The sequence below is a fragment of the Diaphorobacter aerolatus genome, from assembly GCF_014489535.1.
Lineage (GTDB): Bacteria > Pseudomonadota > Gammaproteobacteria > Burkholderiales > Burkholderiaceae_C > Diaphorobacter_A > Diaphorobacter_A aerolatus.
The window spans coordinates 3,861,261-3,877,727 of sequence record NZ_CP060783.1 but is presented as its reverse complement, the minus strand read 5'-3'; the positions used below and the strand labels follow the sequence as shown (position 1 = coordinate 3,877,727).

15 protein-coding genes and 5 pseudogenes are annotated in these 16,467 nt (G+C 62.1%); 3 read left to right on the top strand and 17 right to left on the bottom strand.

The features are described 5' to 3' along the window. Window positions 1–9: 9 nt before the first annotated feature. The 13 genes and pseudogenes from H9K75_RS18015 to H9K75_RS17955 all read right to left on the bottom strand — a co-directional run bounded on the left by H9K75_RS18015 (window position 10) and on the right by H9K75_RS17955 (window position 11,232). A complete protein-coding gene (locus tag H9K75_RS18015) occupies window positions 10–1,431 on the bottom strand; it encodes a DegQ family serine endoprotease (protein WP_226858299.1) in 1,422 nt (473 codons plus the stop codon). Window positions 1,432–1,625: 194 nt separating this feature from the next. Beyond that, window positions 1,626–2,609: a MucB/RseB C-terminal domain-containing protein gene (locus tag H9K75_RS18010; RefSeq protein WP_187723658.1), complete on the bottom strand. Its 984-nt coding sequence runs from the start codon at window positions 2,607–2,609 to the stop codon at window positions 1,626–1,628. 183 nt (window positions 2,610–2,792) lie between these two features. Further along, window positions 2,793–3,497 (bottom strand): sigma-E factor negative regulatory protein, encoded by a 705-nt coding sequence (locus H9K75_RS18005; RefSeq protein ID WP_187723657.1) that lies wholly within the window; start codon window positions 3,495–3,497, stop codon window positions 2,793–2,795. A gap of 40 nt (window positions 3,498–3,537) precedes the next feature. Further along, the gene (rpoE, locus tag H9K75_RS18000) at window positions 3,538–4,170 is read right to left on the bottom strand and encodes an RNA polymerase sigma factor RpoE (protein ID WP_187723656.1); all 633 of its coding nucleotides are present in this window, start codon (window positions 4,168–4,170) and stop codon (window positions 3,538–3,540) included. A 58-nt stretch (window positions 4,171–4,228) separates the two neighbouring features. Further along, entirely contained in the window at window positions 4,229–4,708 is a 480-nt protein-coding gene (locus tag H9K75_RS17995; RefSeq protein ID WP_187723655.1) for a hypothetical protein, read from the bottom strand. A gap of 69 nt (window positions 4,709–4,777) precedes the next feature. Further along, window positions 4,778–6,021: pseudogene (gene fabF, locus H9K75_RS17990) on the bottom strand (beta-ketoacyl-ACP synthase II). 36 nt (window positions 6,022–6,057) lie between these two features. Further along, on the bottom strand, window positions 6,058–6,297 hold the full coding sequence (gene acpP, locus H9K75_RS17985) for an acyl carrier protein (protein ID WP_003058049.1): 240 nt from the start codon (window positions 6,295–6,297) through the stop codon (window positions 6,058–6,060). A gap of 101 nt (window positions 6,298–6,398) precedes the next feature. Continuing rightward, window positions 6,399–7,144 (bottom strand): annotated as a pseudogene (gene fabG / locus H9K75_RS17980) (3-oxoacyl-ACP reductase FabG). After that, a pseudogene (fabD, locus tag H9K75_RS17975) lies at window positions 7,141–8,093 on the bottom strand (ACP S-malonyltransferase). The pseudogenes fabG and fabD overlap by 4 nt, the downstream one beginning before the upstream one ends. Before the next feature lie 85 nt (window positions 8,094–8,178). After that, complete coding sequence (locus tag H9K75_RS17970; protein WP_187723653.1) at window positions 8,179–9,156, bottom strand: beta-ketoacyl-ACP synthase III; 978 nt, start codon at window positions 9,154–9,156, stop codon at window positions 8,179–8,181. 31 nt (window positions 9,157–9,187) lie between these two features. Then, window positions 9,188–10,213 (bottom strand): phosphate acyltransferase PlsX, encoded by a 1,026-nt coding sequence (gene plsX, locus H9K75_RS17965; RefSeq protein WP_187723652.1) that lies wholly within the window; start codon window positions 10,211–10,213, stop codon window positions 9,188–9,190. 120 nt (window positions 10,214–10,333) lie between these two features. Beyond that, a complete protein-coding gene (gene rpmF / locus H9K75_RS17960; protein ID WP_187723651.1) occupies window positions 10,334–10,516 on the bottom strand; it encodes a 50S ribosomal protein L32 in 183 nt (60 codons plus the stop codon). Window positions 10,517–10,677: 161 nt separating this feature from the next. After that, on the bottom strand, window positions 10,678–11,232 hold the full coding sequence (locus H9K75_RS17955) for a YceD family protein (protein WP_187723650.1): 555 nt from the start codon (window positions 11,230–11,232) through the stop codon (window positions 10,678–10,680). 25 nt (window positions 11,233–11,257) lie between these two features. Between H9K75_RS17955 and H9K75_RS17950 the strand changes: the two genes are divergently transcribed. Both H9K75_RS17950 and H9K75_RS17945 read left to right on the top strand, forming a co-directional pair. Beyond that, entirely contained in the window at window positions 11,258–11,857 is a 600-nt protein-coding gene (locus H9K75_RS17950) for a Maf family nucleotide pyrophosphatase (RefSeq protein ID WP_187723649.1), read from the top strand. Next, window positions 11,854–12,642 (top strand): SAM-dependent methyltransferase, encoded by a 789-nt coding sequence (locus H9K75_RS17945; protein WP_187723648.1) that lies wholly within the window; start codon window positions 11,854–11,856, stop codon window positions 12,640–12,642. The genes H9K75_RS17950 and H9K75_RS17945 overlap by 4 nt, the downstream gene beginning before the upstream one ends. Window positions 12,643–12,727: 85 nt before the next feature. Here the strand turns inward: H9K75_RS17945 and H9K75_RS17940 are convergent, their stop codons facing one another. The 4 genes and pseudogenes from H9K75_RS17940 to H9K75_RS17925 all read right to left on the bottom strand — a co-directional run bounded on the left by H9K75_RS17940 (window position 12,728) and on the right by H9K75_RS17925 (window position 15,867). Then, window positions 12,728–13,783, bottom strand: coding sequence for a S49 family peptidase (locus H9K75_RS17940; RefSeq protein WP_187723647.1), 1,056 nt, complete (start codon window positions 13,781–13,783; stop codon window positions 12,728–12,730). Window positions 13,784–13,786: 3 nt separating this feature from the next. Continuing rightward, window positions 13,787–14,166: pseudogene (locus H9K75_RS17935) on the bottom strand (Rieske (2Fe-2S) protein). 7 nt (window positions 14,167–14,173) lie between these two features. After that, window positions 14,174–14,846 (bottom strand): annotated as a pseudogene (locus tag H9K75_RS17930) (HAD family hydrolase). Further along, window positions 14,839–15,867, bottom strand: coding sequence for an RluA family pseudouridine synthase (locus tag H9K75_RS17925; protein ID WP_187723646.1), 1,029 nt, complete (start codon window positions 15,865–15,867; stop codon window positions 14,839–14,841). Before H9K75_RS17925 ends, H9K75_RS17930 begins: the two are co-directional and overlap by 8 nt. 262 nt (window positions 15,868–16,129) lie before the next feature. Between H9K75_RS17925 and H9K75_RS24140 the strand changes: the two genes are divergently transcribed. Then, the gene (locus tag H9K75_RS24140) at window positions 16,130–16,306 is read left to right on the top strand and encodes a hypothetical protein (RefSeq protein ID WP_226858298.1); all 177 of its coding nucleotides are present in this window, start codon (window positions 16,130–16,132) and stop codon (window positions 16,304–16,306) included. Window positions 16,307–16,467: the final 161 nt, after the last annotated feature.

Genomic DNA, 16,467 nt, shown 5'->3' with positions numbered 1-16,467 from the left:
GAACACTCCTCAACGCGAGGGACGAATCAACGCATATTGCGCCCACTCCCCGCGCCGGTACAGCACGTTGATCGGCTTGCTCTTGTCGGCCTTGGCGATTACCGCATCGAACTCCTTGACGCTGTGAACCTCGGTATTCGCGACACTCAGAATCACGTCGCCCTCGCGCAGACCGGCACGCGCCGCGGCTTCGGTCACCTCGGTCACGCGCACTCCACCCTTGAGCTTGAGTTCCTTGCGCTGCGCGTCGGTGAGTTCCGCCACGATCAGCCCGAGTTGCTCGGCAGCCGCCGAGGCCTTGGGCTTGACGGCGCCCGGTGCATTCTTGCTTGCGGCGGCCTTCTCATCCGGATCGATCTCTGCAATCGTGATCGGGAATTCGCGCGTCTGACCACGACGGAACACCGTGACATTGGCCTTCGTGCCGGGCTTGGTATTGCCCACGAGGCGCGGCAGATCAACGGTCTTCTCCACGGCCTTGCCATCGAATTTGGTGATCACGTCACCCGCCTCAATGCCGGCCTTCTCGGCAGGCGAGCCCACTTCCACGCCACGCACCAGCGCGCCCTGGGCTTTGGCCATGCCTAGCGATTCCGCAACGTCCTTGGAGACCTGCTCGATCTGCACGCCGATGCGACCACGCGTCACGCGGCCGCTGGCCCGCAATTGATCGCTCACGCGGATCGCCTCGTCGATTGGAATCGCAAACGAGATGCCCATGAAGCCTCCCGAGCGCGAATAGATCTGGCTGTTGATGCCCACCACTTCGCCGCGCATGTTGATGAGCGGTCCACCGGAGTTGCCGGGGTTCACCGCCACATCGGTCTGGATCAGCGGCAAATAGTCGCCGGTGTCGCGCTGCTTGGCGCTCACGATGCCCGCAGTCACGGTGTTGTCGAGTCCGAACGGCGAGCCGATGGCGATCACCCATTCACCGACTTTCAGGCGGTTCACGTCGCCCATCTTCACCGCAGGTAGGCCGGTGGCATCGATCTTCACGACGGCCACGTCGGAGCGCTTGTCCGCGCCGATGATCTTGGCCTTGAATTCACGCTTGTCCGTCAGCGTGACGATCACCTCGTCGGCGCCATCCACCACGTGCGCATTGGTCATCACGAAGCCGTCGCTGCTCAGGATGAAGCCCGAGCCCACGCCGCGCGGCTGCTCCTCGGGCTGCTGGTTGCGGCGTTGGGGTGATTGCTGCTTGGGGATATTGGGAATCGGCACGCCGAAACGCTTGAAGAACTCGCGCATCTCCTCGTCCATGCCGGTGGCGGATTCGCCCGGTGTGACGCGCTCCGTCGTGCGAATGTTCACCACGGCCGGCCCGACCTGATCCACCAGGTCGGTGAAGTCGGGCAGTCCACGCGCCGCCGCCGCAGGCTGCGCGAGCGCCGGTTGCGCAGGCACCATCGCGATGCCCAGCGTCATTGCGGTGGCGACAGCAAGCGCATAGCCGTGTAATGTTTTCTGATCAATCCTCAACATCTGAACCTCTCAAGGTATCTTTTCAAATTTAGCAAATGAGCCGCTTACCCTGTGAAGGACAATGCGCCAATTGGTTCCGCGGCCCGATGAATTTCGTCCCGGTCGGCATGCGCTCAACTCCGGGCCGAGTCCAGCACCTAGGGCATCTGCTTTATAGCCGAAGCGAAATCGCGCAGCGTGGTGAGCGGCACTTCCCCGACCATCGTGACCCAGCCGTCACCGGCAACACGTCCCGACAGCGTATGCGTCGCGCCCAGGCGCAGCGCCTGCGCGCCATAGGTGTGACGCTCTGCGCTGAACGGTTCGAGAAACACGGAGATGCTGGCCAGGCCATCGGAATAAACGCATTGCACGCCCGCCGGCTTGAGCGGCCGGGCCTCTGGTGTCGATTGCGATTCGAGGCTCGCCTGAGCCGCGTCCTTCGATTGTTGCTTTTGTTTTTCGGCGCAGCCCAGCAACACGAAGCCTTTCACAGGAATAGGCAGGGACCAGCCATTGCGTTCCAGCGTGGTCGGCGTGCGCGCCTGCCTGATCACGCGATAACCCATCACGTCATTCATCATCGCCTCGATCTGCGAACCGCTCAGCGGTGCGCCCATATCGATCTCGGAGAACGCGGCCTCTTCCAGCACGCGGCCACTGGGCGCGACGGTCTGCCACTTCAACACTAGACCGCTGGAGCGATCAAGCCATATGCGATATCCGAATCGCGAGGCATCGCGCGGACGCACCTGGAGCAGATCGGCCTCCCTGCCCGCCACGCGCTCGCTTTTGGACAACTGCGCCACATAGTGGGCGACGAGGGACTCATTGCCGATGCCTTTGACTCGCACGAACCTGCGCGGCATTTCGCGCGACTCGATGCGCACCACTCCCTCATGCGGCAGGAATGTCCGCACCTCGGCGTTTTGGCGATACACGATGCGCGGCGTGCCATTCAAGGCCTCAAGCCGTTCGATCTGGCGCTGACCCGAACACACATGCCAGATCCGAGAATGGCTCATGATGCGGGACGAGGACGTCACCATGAATTTGCCGCTGTAGGTATGAAGCTCCGTGGCCTGGCGCATGCGCTCGAGCCATCCGGCCACATCGAGCTGCTCAAGCTGCGCTCTGGACATGTCGGGCGGTTCACAGGCAGATGATTCCTGAACCACACTGGCTGCTGAGGCGCACAGCGGAATACCGGCAACCAGCCATGCGACACAGAGTCTTCGTGCGGATAGCCGTACCGCGCGGCGCCAGCGCGCCATCTGACAAATCAGCCGCTCAACCATACCGCTTCAAAGCCCGAAATCCATCGATCAGCGCGCAGGAGCCTCGAAGGTTGCGTTGCGCAGGAATCCGGCCGGCATCTGCAACGCGGAGGTGCTGCCGTACTGCTTGTGAGCCGCCAGCAACTCATCGAGACGCGGATCACGGATCATTACCGGGGCTTGGCCGGGAGTGCCCTGCTCCGGCAGGCTCATTGCAAGTTGAGTGGTGTTGGCCTGGGCCATATTCTGACCTGGTACAGCGACCGGCGCCGCGGCCAATTGCATGCTGCCCTGAACGCCCGGCTGCGTGGCCCCCAGGCTCGAATAGGCATTCCAGCCGATGGTGGCCACCGCCGCGAGCGACGCGAAACCGGCGACCATCTTCCAGCGGAAGACTTCGTTGTTGGCCGCGTGCACGGGTTGATCGACGACGAGGGGCACCGCCGATTGGGCCGCAGGACGAGCCACCGGCTCCTGAACGACGGCAGCGATTTGGCTGGTTTCGCCGCGCTGCAACGGCTTCGCGCTGGATTCCTCGGCCAGTTGCGCCCGCAGGCGCGACACCAGATCGCAGCTTGGTGGACGTGCCAGCTCGGAGGAACGCAACACGTCGCCGACAAGATGGAACGCGTGCCACGCGGCACGGCCCTCGTCCGATTCCGTATACGCAACCACCTGAGCGCATTGCGCGCTCACAAGCTCGCCATCGACCATCGCCGATAACTGCTCACGCATCACTACATCGCCATTCATGGTGTCACCCGCATTCACTGCATTGTTTGTTCAGATATGCCTACCAACGCTTGCCCGACTGCTTGTCCAGAAGCGGCCGCACACGCGCCGAAATCGCTTCGCGCGCCCGGAAGATCCGGGAACGCACCGTGCCGATCGGGCAACTCATGGCCTCGGCAATTTCCTCGTAACTCAAGCCCTCGATTTCCCGCAACGTCACTGCCTGACGCAAATCTTCAGGCAATGCCTCCATGGCGGCGTTCACTGCTGCTGCAATTTCCTGAGCAGCCAGTACGGTTTCGGGGGTCTCGTCCGTAGTTAGTTCAAAAGGATTGCCAGAAGTTTCATCTTCATCATCATTTGATCGCAAAGCCGTTTCGGTAATGAGCGGATTGCGCTTGAGATCGACCAGTGACTTCTTGGCGGTGTTCACCGCGATGCGGTACAGCCAGGTGTAGAACTGCGCATCGCCGCGAAATTGGTGCAGCGCACGATAGGCCCGCAGAAAGGTTTCCTGGGCGATATCCGGGATCAGGTCCACGTCGCGCACCATGCGGCCGATCAGGCGCTCGATGCGGCGCTGGTACTTCACCACCAGCATCTCGAAGGCCCGCTGGTCGCCCGCAAGCGTGCGCTCCACCAGCTGCAAATCGCTGTTGGTTTCGGGAGCCTTCTCGGTTTGGGATGGGGTCATGTACAGGTCGTTGTCGCGCAGAGTGATTCTGGCATCGTTCTAGGTCTGGCCACCCTGGTCAGGAGGTCGAAAGTTCGCCGAGGGCGCGCGAATATACCGCACGCCGCAAGGCCAGCCAATGCAGCGGGTCGTCCCGCTGCTCCAGCCATAGATGGACGCTGCGCGAAGAGCCGCACTGCCGCGCCTGCACCAGCAGGATCGACTGGAAATCCAGCCGTACCGCAGGCTTTTCGAGCAGCATGGTCTTGCCGGAAGGCGTTTGCCATTCCCACTGCAATCCATCCCAGCGGATGGATCCCCGGCAGGCATGCCACCAACAGTGTGCAGCGCATCCGGTCGCGAGCAGCCACAAAACGCACGCCACCCACAGTTTGAGTACCAGCTGTTCAGGTTGGCCACTCAGGGCCCACCACCAAAGCAGCGCCAGTTGCAGCAACGACAGAACACCGAGAATCCAGCCCAGTCGTGCCGGGCGGTGCAAAGCAAAGCGCAGCGCCGGCGCGTGCCGGTCGGCGCGATGGATGTGCCCGTCGCTCATGGAAACATGTACTCCGCGCGAAAGTGAACACGCAGAATCGGCACGTTCACCTCCCGAGGGTACGCGTCATCAGACGCGCTTGAACACCAGGGTGCCGTTCGTGCCGCCGAAGCCGAAGTTGTTCTTCACCGCGATGTCGATCTTCAGGTCACGCGCGACGTTCGCACAGTAGTCGAGATCGCACTCGGGATCCTGCTCGAAGATGTTGATCGTTGGCGGAACCTTCTGGTCACGCAGCGCCAGCACGGTGAACACGCTCTCGATGCCGCCGGCGCCACCCAGAAGGTGACCGGTCATCGACTTCGTGGAACTGACCACCATCTTTTTGGCATGGTCGCCCATGGCCGCCTTGATGGCATTGGTTTCGTTGAGATCGCCCAGCGGCGTGGACGTGCCATGCGCATTCAGGTAATCGACCTGATCGGCATTGACACCCGCATTGCGCATCGCGTTGAGCATTGCGCGACGCGGGCCGTCCATGTTGGGCGCGGTCATGTGACCGGCGTCCGCGCTCATGCCATATCCCGCCAATTCGGCGTAGATCTTGGCACCGCGCGCCTTGGCATGTTCGTACTCTTCGAGCACCATCATGCCCGCACCTTCACCCAGAACAAAACCATCGCGGTCCTTGTCCCAGGGGCGCGACGCCGTCTTGGGGTCGTCATTGCGGGTGGACAGGGCGCGCATCGCGGCAAAACCGCCCACGCCCAGCGGAGACACCGTGGACTCCGTACCACCTGCGACCACCACATCGGCATCGCCATATTCAATCATGCGCCCTGCCTCGCCGATGCAATGCAGGCCCGTCGTACAGGCCGTCACCACCGACAGATTGGGGCCCTTGAACCCGAATCGCATGGACACATGCCCGCCACCATGTTGATGATGGAAGCGGGAACGAAGAACGGCGTCACACGGCGCGGGCCGCGCGCAGCCAATTCTGCGTGGGTATTTTCGATCAGCGGAAGTCCACCAATGCCGGAGCCGATCACGCAACCGATGCGTGTGGCCAGGTCGTCGGACAGGGCTTCGCCCAAGGGCAGGCCCGAATCGATGACAGCCTGCTCCGCAGCCGCGATGCCGAAGTGGATGAAGGAGTCCATGGTGCGCGCGTCTTTCGCGCTCATGTACTTTTCCACATCAAACCCTTTGACCTCACCCGCAATCTTGCAGGAGAAATTCGACGCGTCGAACTTGGTGATGAGATCAATGCCGGACTGACCGGCAAGGAGGTTGGCCCAGGCCTCGCTCACTGTATTGCCTACAGGAGAGATACAACCCAGACCGGTCACGACAACGCGACGACGGCTCATGCGTGCAAACTTTCTGCTGATCTACAAAAAACCTTATCAGGCCTTTTGGTGGGTGTTGGCGTAGTCGATGGCGTTCTGCACCGTCGTGATCTTCTCTGCGTCTTCGTCAGGAATCTCGATGCCGAACTCATCTTCCAGAGCCATCACCAGTTCGACCGTGTCCAGGGAGTCAGCGCCCAGGTCAGCCACGAAGGCCTTTTCGTTGGTTACTTGGGACTCTTCCACACCGAGTTGTTCGGCAATGATTTTCTTGACACGTGCTTCGATATCGCTCATGGTTTCCCTCAGGGGGTTGTGAATGAATCCGCGATTTTAACTGTTTCGGACAATCGCCCTAACAGCCAGCCGTACGGACCAACCGGCACCAACTGTTTGTACTACATGTACATGCCGCCATTGACGTGCAATTCCTGCCCCGTCACATAGCCTGCACCCTTGGAGGCGAGATAGGCCACAGCATGAGCGATGTCGCTCGGCTGGCCCAGGTCACCCATGGCAATCTGTGCCTTCAGAGCAGCCTTCTGCTCATCGGGCAAACCTGCCGTCATGTCTGTCGCAATGAATCCCGGCGCCACGCAGTTCACGGTGATGCCGCGACTGCCAAGCTCGCGAGCCAGCGCACGCGTCATGCCCGCCACACCGGCCTTGGCCGCAGCGTAGTTGGCCTGGCCCGGATTGCCCGACGCGCCCACCACACTCGTGATGCTGATGATGCGGCCGAAGCGCTGCTTCATCATCGGGCGAATAGCCGCACGGCTTACACGGAATACGGCCTTCAGATTGGTGTCGATGACCGCGTCCCAATCGTCGTCCTTCATGCGCATGGCCAGCGTGTCGCGGGTGATGCCCGCGTTATTCACCAGGACATGCAGACCACCCATTCCTTGACGAGGCTGTCGATCAACGCATCGACGGCGGCGCCGTCCGTCACGTTCAGCTTCACGCCCTTGCCGCCCTTGGCAGCGAGCGCTTCATCAATTCGCGCCGCGCCATCATCGGATGTGGCGGTGCCGATCACGCGATAGCCGCGTTCGGCGAGTTCAGCCGCAATCGCGGCGCCAATGCCGCGCGTTGCGCCGGTGACCAGCGCTACCTGCGCCGTAGTGTTTGTGGTTTCGCTCATGCCAGCAATTCTTTGGTTTCAGCCAGAGTGGCCGGATCATAGATGGAAGCGCCGACCAGATCGGCGTCGATGCGCCGGGTCAGCCCCGCCAGCACCTTGCCCGGACCACATTCGATGATATGCGAAACGCCGCGCGCCTTGAGTGCCTGCACACACTCCACCCAACGCACGGCACCAAAGGCCTGACGATAAAGCGCGTCACGGATCTTTTCCGGATCGGTCTGCACCGCCACATCCACGTTGTTGACCACGGGAATCTGCGGAGCAGCCAGTTCGGTCGCGGCCAGCGCCGCGCGCAGTTTCTCTGCGGCTGGCTTCATGAGGCTCGAATGGAACGGTGCCGACACCGGCAGCGGCAGGGCGCGCTTGGCACCCGCCGCCTTGAGCAGCTCGCAGGCCTTGTCAACACCGGCCTTGGTTCCGGCGATCACGGTCTGTGCGGGGTCATTGAAATTCACGGCCTCGACGACTTCGCCGGAGCCCACGCCAAAGCTGGCGGTCGCTTCTGCGCAACCGGCAATCACCTTGTCCGAATCGAGACCCAGAATTGCGGCCATGGCACCCGTGCCCACCGGTACAGCCTCCTGCATGGCAGCGGCACGCAGGCGCACCAGCGGCGCGGCCTGGGCAAGCGTCAGCACGCCCGATGCGACCAGCGCCGAATACTCACCCAGCGAGTGCCCCGCAACGGCCACGGGCAACGCGCCGCCTTCCGCACGCCACACGCGCCACGCGGCCACGCCTGCCACCAGCATCACCGGCTGCGTGTTCGTGGTGAGCGCAAGTGCTTCCTTCGGACCTTCGTGGATCAGTTTGGCGACATCTTCGCCAAGCGCGTCGGACGCCTCACGCAGGGTCTCGGCCACAACGGCGTTGTCACCCCAACCGTCGAGCATGCCGACCGACTGCGAGCCCTGGCCGGGAATACGAATGCAAAGGTTTTGGACATTTTGAATCGGTATTTTTGTCGTTATGCAATTTCATTTGGCCGCTGCCGCGCCTTGAAATCGGCGAGCGCGGATTTTTTCAATGCATCAAATCTTGAGCAGCACGGCACCCCAGGCAAAGCCGCCGCCCACGCCTTCGAGCAACAGGGTCTGGCCCGGCTTGATCTGACCATTGCGCACGCCGTGATCGAGCGCCAGTGGAATCGAGGCAGCCGAGGTATTGCCATGCTGATCGACGGTCACGATGACCTTGTCCATCGACAGCTTGAGCTTGCGCGCCGTGCTCTGCATGATGCGGATATTGGCCTGGTGCGGGATCAGCCAGTCGATATCGGCCTCGGTCAGTCCGGCCTTCTCGAGCGTGGTGCGCGCCGCTTTTTCCAGCACCCCCACGGCGAGCTTGAACACCGCCTGACCATCCATCTTGAGCAGCGGGTCGCCGAGAATTTCGCCGCCGTAGACGTTGCCGGGCACACACAGAATGTCCACATGGCGGCCATCGGCATGCAGGTCGCAGGCAAGAATGCCGGGCTCGTCAGAGGCCTCAAGCACCACCGCGCCCGCGCCGTCGCCGAACAGCACGCAGGTCGTGCGGTCCTTGTAATCCAGAATGCGGCTGAAGACTTCCGCGCCGATGACCAGCGCACGCGTCGCGACGCCCGACTTCAACATCGAGTCGGCCACGGTCAACGCGTAGACGAAACCACTGCACACCGCCTGCACGTCGAACGCCGGACAGCCATGCACACCGAGCTTGCCCTGCAGGATGGCGGCGGTGGACGGGAACACCATGTCCGGCGTGGAGGTCGCCACGATGATGAGATCGATGTCCTCGGCGGTAATGCCCGCGGCTTCGAGGGCCTTGCGCGAGGCTTCCAGAGCCAGGTCGCTGCTGGCCACGTCGCGTTCGGCGAAATGGCGTGCGCGGATGCCGGTGCGCTCGACGATCCATTGATCGGAGGTTTCGATGCCTTGTTCGGCCAACTGGGCCACGAAGTCATCATTGGTCACACGGCGCGGTGGCAGATAGCTGCCCGTGCCTGTAATACGTGAATAGCGTCTCATTAATATGTGGCCGACTTGTGAATCGAACTAACTAAACGGATGCCGCGCCAGCCGCGAGCAAGGGGGCCGCATGGGCGACCTGGGTGCGCACACGGTCAAGCAGGTTGTTGCGAGCTGCATCATACGCGCGGTTGAGCGCATGCTCGAAGGCGAGCGCATCGGCGGAGCCATGGCTCTTGAACACCAGCCCGCGCAAACCAAGCAGCGCAGCGCCGTTGTAGCGGCGGTGGTCCATGCGCTTCATCAGCGCCGACAGCACCGGATAGGCCACGAGCGCAGCCAGCTTGGTGAAGATATTGCGCTTGAACTCGCTCTTGAGGCCGCCCACGATCATCGACGCAACTCCCTCGGTTGCCTTGAGCGCCACGTTGCCGACAAAACCGTCGCAGACCACGATGTCCACGACGCCCTTGAAAATGTCATTGCCTTCCACATTGCCGTAGAAGTTCAGGTCGCCACGCGCGCCCGCCTCGCGCAGCAGCTCGCCGGTCTGCTTGATGACTTCGCTGCCCTTGATGACCTCTTCTCCGATATTGAGAAGACCGACCTTGGGCTGCTCACAGTCCTGCAGCACCGAGACCAGGGCCGAGCCCATCACCGCGAACTGCAACAGGTGATCCGCCGTGCAGTCCACGTTCGCGCCCAGATCGAGCACCGTCGTGGCGCCGCCTTTTTCATTGGGCATCTGGGTGGCGATGGCGGGACGGTCGATGCCGTCGAGCGTCTTGAGCAAATAGCGCGCGATCGCCATCAATGCACCGGTATTGCCGGCGGAAATGGCGACCTGGGCCGCACCGTCCTTGACCTGCTGGATCGCCACGCGCATCGACGAGTCCTTTTTGCGACGCAAGGCGGTTTCAACCGAGTCCTCCATGCTCACCACTTCGGTGGCTGGGACTACGGTGACGCGCTCGTGCCTGAAGTCACGCAGGCTGGCCTCCTGCCCTACCAGAAGAAGATGGGCGTCAGGGTGATGTTCGAGAAATTGACGACACGCGGGCAACGTGACGCTCGGGCCATGGTCGCCCCCCATGCAGTCGACAGCCAGTTTGATCATTTAGGCGGATGGTCAGGCGGTGAAAACCGCACGAACAAAAAAATACGGAGAACCAAAACGACAAAAGCCCGCGCTACCGGCTTGTAGCAGCGGGCCTTGAAATGCTGAAAGCCTCGAAGATCAGGCTTCGGACTTGTTCTTCAGCACCTGGCGACCACGGTAGAAACCGTTGGGGCTGATGTGGTGACGCAGATGTGTTTCACCAGTGGTGGGCTCCACTGCAACACCCGGAACTGTCAGGGCGTTGTGCGAACGGTGCATGCCGCGCTTGGAGGGGGACTTCTTGTTTTGCTGAACAGCCATGATGGCTCCTACGGTCTGAAAAGGGTTGGTAAGAAAACGCGATCAGCCCATTAAAGACACGTGTGGGTTTCGCGCGAAACCGCTGATTATAGCCCAATTGCAAATGCGATCCAACCGATTTGCGTGCGCCAACTTCAAAAGCGGCTCGCGCTTCGCTCTTGTCAGTGCTTGGGGCCCTCGTCCTTGCGCAGGCCCGCGAGCGCGGCGAACGGGTTGGTCTTTTGGGTGTTGGCCTCCTCGAAATCCTCGTCGGTGGATTGCATGGCAACCGGCGACGGGCATTCATCGTGGCGCGGCACGACGGGCAACTCCAGCAGCAATTCGTCCTCGATCAACTGGCGCAGGTTGAACTCGCGGCTCAGCACCAACAGGTCTTCCTCGCATTCATCGTCCAGCGCCTCGGCGGTTGCTTCGTCGGCCACGAAACGGAAGTCGCGGTCGATGTCGAGCGGCACATCCACAGGCCCGAGGCAACGCTGGCATTGCATGGGCACGGTCGCGTGCACCTTCAGATGCAGCCAGACCTGCGACCCGAGGCCGGCAACGGTGCGGATTTCACCGTCTACCACCCAATCCACCATCAGATCGGGATGCAGACCCTTGGCCTCTTCGGCGAGGCGCTTGTATTTGAGCAGCGAATCATGTCCGGACAGGTGCCCACCAGCCTGAGCGAAGGCCTTGATGTCCAGCCGATCGGGGGAGAGTTCCTTAGTCATGCATGCAGTGTAAGAGAATCGGAGCATGCAGCAATCCACTTCCCAGTCCCGTACCCTGATTTTGGGCTCCACGTCGCGCTATCGACGCGAATTGCTGGAGCGCCTGCGCATTCCCTTCGAGGTTGCAGCGCCCGACGTCGACGAAACGCCGCGCCCGGACGAGAGCCCGCGCGAGCTTGCGCTGCGTCTTGCCGCGGCCAAGGCGCACGCGGTGGCCGCGCAACATCCAGGAGCCATCGTCATCGGCTCGGATCAGGTGGCCGACCTGCACGGCGAGCCACTCGGCAAGCCGGGCACCCACGAACGCGCCGTAGCCCAGTTGCAGCAAATGCGTGGCCAGTCCATGGTGTTTCACACGGCGGTTTCGGTCGTGTGTCTTGACACTGGCTTCAGCCAGACCGATCTCGCGCCGGTGCAGGTGCGCTTTCGCGAACTGGGCGATGCCGAAATCGAACGCTATTTGCGCGCCGAACAACCCTACGACTGCGCGGGCAGCGCCAAGAGTGAGGGCCTGGGCATTTCGCTGCTCGACGCCATTGAAAGCGACGACCCGACCGCGCTCATCGGACTGCCGCTGATCCGCACCTGCCAGATGCTGCGCGCAGCCGGGTTGATGCTGCCATGAGCGCCGTCTCGTCTCCTCCGAAGGGCAGTCTCTATCTCGTGCCCGCACCGCTCGACTTCGGTTGTGACAGCCAGGCCCCGCTCACCGAAGCGCTGCCCGATGGCACGCTCAAACAGGCTGCGGCGCTGGGTCACTGGATCTGCGAGAACGCCAAGAGCACGCGCGCCTATCTCAAGCGCGTGGATGCGGTTCACCCGCTTGCCAGGACCTTGCAGGAGCAAAGCATCACGGAACTGCCGCGCGAAGTGCACAAGAAGGGAGACCATGGTGGTCGCGGCAACGCGCAGTTCGATGCCAGACCGCTGCTCGCAGCCGCACTCGCAGGCGAAGACATCGGATTGGTCAGCGAGGCGGGCATGCCTGCCGTGGCCGATCCCGGAAGCTCCGTGGTCAGGGCCGCACATGAACTCGGCATCCGGGTCGTGCCGCTGGTCGGCCCGGTTTCGTTGCTGCTCGCGCTCGCGGCCAGCGGGCTCAATGGCCAGAATTTCGCATTCGTCGGCTATCTGCCGCAGGACGCCGCCGAGCGCAGCAAGCGCCTCAAGGACCTGGAGGCGCTTGCCATCAAACATGGCCAGAGCCAGTTGTTCATCGAGACGCCGTACCGCAACGCCGCCATCTGGCAGGCCTTGCTGCACGGTTTGCAGCCGGGTACGCGTCTCGCGATGGCCAGCGGACTGACGCTTGCGAACGCCAACATCCAGAGTCGCGCAACCCAGCATTGGCGCGACCTGCCCTGCCCGGTCGACAACCGCACGCCAACGGTATTTGCCATCGGTACCTGAGGCGAGTAAAAAAACCGCTCAAAAAACGCCAAACGGCGCGGCTTTCAGGGCCGCGCCGTTTTTGTATCAAACCTTCAAAAACGCGTCAGCGCAGTTGCAATGCCGAGGATTGCAGCGACTTTGCCGCCCCCGCGCCCATTGCCGCGCCAAAGCGCTTGACCAGGCGTTCGGCCACGTTGTCGCGGCGCGTGTAGTCCACCACTTCCTCGGCCTTGACCACCTCGCGGGCCACGTAGTCGAGGCTGCCCATCTGGTCGGCCAGGCCCATGGCGACGGCTGTCTCACCGGTCCAGAACAGGCCCGAGAAGGTTTCGGGCGTTTCCTTCAGTCGATCACCCCGGCCCGTTTTCACGACGGTGATGAATTGCTGGTGAATCTGGTCGAGCATCTGCTTCGCGTACTGGCGCTGCTGTTCGGTCTGCGGGCTGAACGGATCGAGGAATCCCTTGTTCTCGCCCGCGGTCAGGAGACGCCGTTCGACACCGAGCTTTTCCATCGTGCCGGTGAAGCCGAAGCCATCCATCAGCACACCGATGCTGCCGACGATGCTGGCCTTGTCCACATAGATTTCGTCGGCGGCGGCGGCGATGTAGTACGCGGCCGAGGCGCAGGTCTCCTCGACGACGGCATAGAGCGGCTTCTTGTGCTTGGCCTTGAGGCGGACGATTTCATCGTTGATGATGCCGGCCTGCACCGGGCTGCCGCCCGGCGAATTGATGAGCAGCACCACGGCCTGGGCACCGGTATCTTCAAACGCGCTGCGCATCGCGGCGACGACGAATTCCGCGCTGGCTTCGTTGCCTGCCGCGATCTCGCCCTTGATGTCGACCACGGCCGTGTGCGGCGTGCTCTTGCTCGCCGTACTGCTTTCCTTGGAAAACAGAATCACGGCCAGGGTGATGATCACCAGCAACCAGGCCAGCCGCGTGAAATTGCGCCAGCGCCGCGCCGCGCGCTGCTCCTTGATCGTCGCAAAGACCAGCTTTTCAAGCACGCCGCGCTCCCATCCCGATGCCGCAGATGCAGAGGCGTTGGCGCTGGAGGCCGGATTGCCGGTGGTGCTTTCGCTGCCCCACAGATCCGGTACTGGAGGTTCGCTGCCCTGGGAGCCTGGAAACTCTGGGCGGGTGGGATCAGTCATGAATCAAAACTCTACAGGTTGCAAGTTGTCCGCCGTGTGCCAGCGCACCATGCCGTCACTTTCGCTGAGCGGAATTTTCACCAGACCGCCGCGACACGGGCCGCCAGCGCATTCACCGCTGTCGGGCCGATAGGCGGCGCCATGGGTGGCGCAAAGAAGCCATTGACCAGTGTCGTCGAAAAACTGGTCGGGCTGGTAGTCCATTTCCATGGGGATATGGGTGCACCGATTAAGAAATGCATGCACGCGACCTTCAAAGCGGATCGCGAACGCGCGGCAATGATCCCGGCAAAGCGCACATCGAACGAAACGGCGCGGCCGCCGTCCACCAGTTCGCTGCTCGCGCACAGTTCGACGCTTCTGGATTCTGCGGATGAACTCATCGGACGGTCATGCATTCTTCAACAGCCACTGATGCAAATTTGCAACAGTTTCCGCGACGTAGAGCGGATGAAATTCCGCAAAGCCCCGGTGTCGTGTGCGCCATAGGCGACCGCGACGCTTGGGCAGCCCGCCAGTACCGCCATCTGAAGATCGTGCGTGGTGTCGCCAATCATCAGCGTGCGTTCGGGCGCAATGCCCATTGCTCCATCAGCTCGTTGAGCATCTGGGGATGCGGCTTGCCCGCAGTTTCATCGGCCGTGCGCGAGCCATCGAAAACGCCGTGCAGCTCCCTGGATTCGAGCACATGATCAAGCCCGCGTCGGCTCTTGCCCGTGGCCACGGCCAGCAGATGTCCGCGGCGGCGCAGGTCCTCGAGCATGGAAAGCGCGCCATCGAACAGGTTCAGGTCATCGTGATGCTGCAGGTAGTGATAGCGGTAGCGGTTGCCCAGTTCGGGATATTTCTCCACCGGCACGTCGGGCGCGGCCTTGGCGAGCGCGGGTTCGAGCGCCATGCCTATGACCCAGGCGGCGTCCGCGTCACTCGGCACCGTGCCGCCCACGTCGCGCACGGCCTCCTGAATGCTGCGCACGATGCAGGCGGTGGAGTCGTAGAGCGTGCCGTCCCAGTCAAAAGCGATCAGGTCAAAGCGGCGGGTTGGGGTATCGGAATCAGGCATGGGAGGAAATAGCAGTGTCGGGGCTCAGGAAATCGGCCAGTTCGGGTGGCAGCTCGGCGCGCAGTTCGCGGCGCTCACCGGTCGCGGGATGGTTGAATTGCAGTCGCCAGGCGTGCAGGAACATGCGCTTGAGCCCTTGCTTCTGCACGCGCTTGTTGAGATCGAAATCGCCGTACTTGTCGTCGCCGACAATCGGATGGCCCTGGCTCGACAGGTGCACGCGGATCTGGTGCGTGCGTCCGGTCTTGATCGTGACTTCAAGCAGGCTCATTGCCGGAATTCCCTGCAAGGGCCTGGGCGCGAAGCTGCTGCGCACCTTCACGAGCGTGATCGAACGCATGCCATCGGGATCGTCGGGCGTGGTGGTACGCACGCGTCGCTCGCCATCTTCCTGCAGGTATTTGTGCAGCGGCGCATCGATCACCTTGAGCCTGGCCGGCCACGTACCGGTCACGAGTGCCAGATAGGTCTTGCCGGTTTCGCGCTCGCGAAACTGATCCTGAAGCGCCACCAACGCCGAACGCCGTTTGGCGACCAGCAAGATGCCCGAGGTCTCGCGGTCGAGCCGGTGCACCAGTTCGAGAAACCTCGCGGCGGGTCGCGCCTGGCGCAACTGCTCGATCACGCCAAAGCTCACCCCGCTGCCGCCGTGCACGGCCACGCCGGCCGGTTTGTCGATGGCGATCAGATGGTCATCTTCGAGCAGCACCGGAAATTCCCTGGGCGGCGCAGGGCGTTCGGCCTTTTCGGCGACTTTTTCCGAGATGCGCACCGGCGGCACGCGCACCTGATCCCCTGCCTCGACGCGCGTATCGGCGCTCGCGCGGCCCTTGTTGATGCGCACCTCGCCACTGCGAATGATCCGGTAGACATGGGTTTTGGGGACGCCCTTGAGTTCGCGTATCAGAAAGTTGTCCAGCCGCTGACCGGCGAATTCCGCATCGACCTCGACGATGCGAACTGCGGAAGCGGAAACCGGAGCGGCGGGTTTTGCCGGTTTGCCCTCTATAATGTGTTTCACCTGCGCGACGAATGTGTAAGTGGTTGATTTGTCTGGAGTTTAGTCCACCAGCCCAGTGAGTTGCGCAGCATGGTTGATGCCCATAGGCGTCTTACGCGCAAAAACAGTTGGCAATTGCCCGATTTTTAGCCCGTGAGAAGTCAGTGGCTAACACATTGAAACACTGAATACGGAATCTGAGTTGGTCTCCGGCCTGAATTGTGAGGCGTGGTGACCAACGGACAAAGCGACAACAAGTATGTGGATATTGACGGCTTGGATCATGTCACTGCACCAAAGGTTTCTGCCTTTGGCAGTGGTGTTGCCTGCGCCGCAAGCATTCATCCGGATCGTGCCCAAGGCTGTTTTCTTCACGGTAAAGCAGCGCGCAATCCCCTTCGCCTTCATCCATGCCCCACCCTCACCACGCCCGATGAGCCAGTCTTTGAACGCCCATTGACTCATCGGCCGTAGTCGGTACTCGGCAATTCCTTTCGTTTCTCTGCGTTGGCTAGGCATTGGCGGCTCTGTGTATGAGCCAGTTTTTGTCATGGAACTTTAGCGGGACGAGCCGCTGCGATCACGCAGCGCATCGGCCCGCATACAACAACGAGAAGGAAA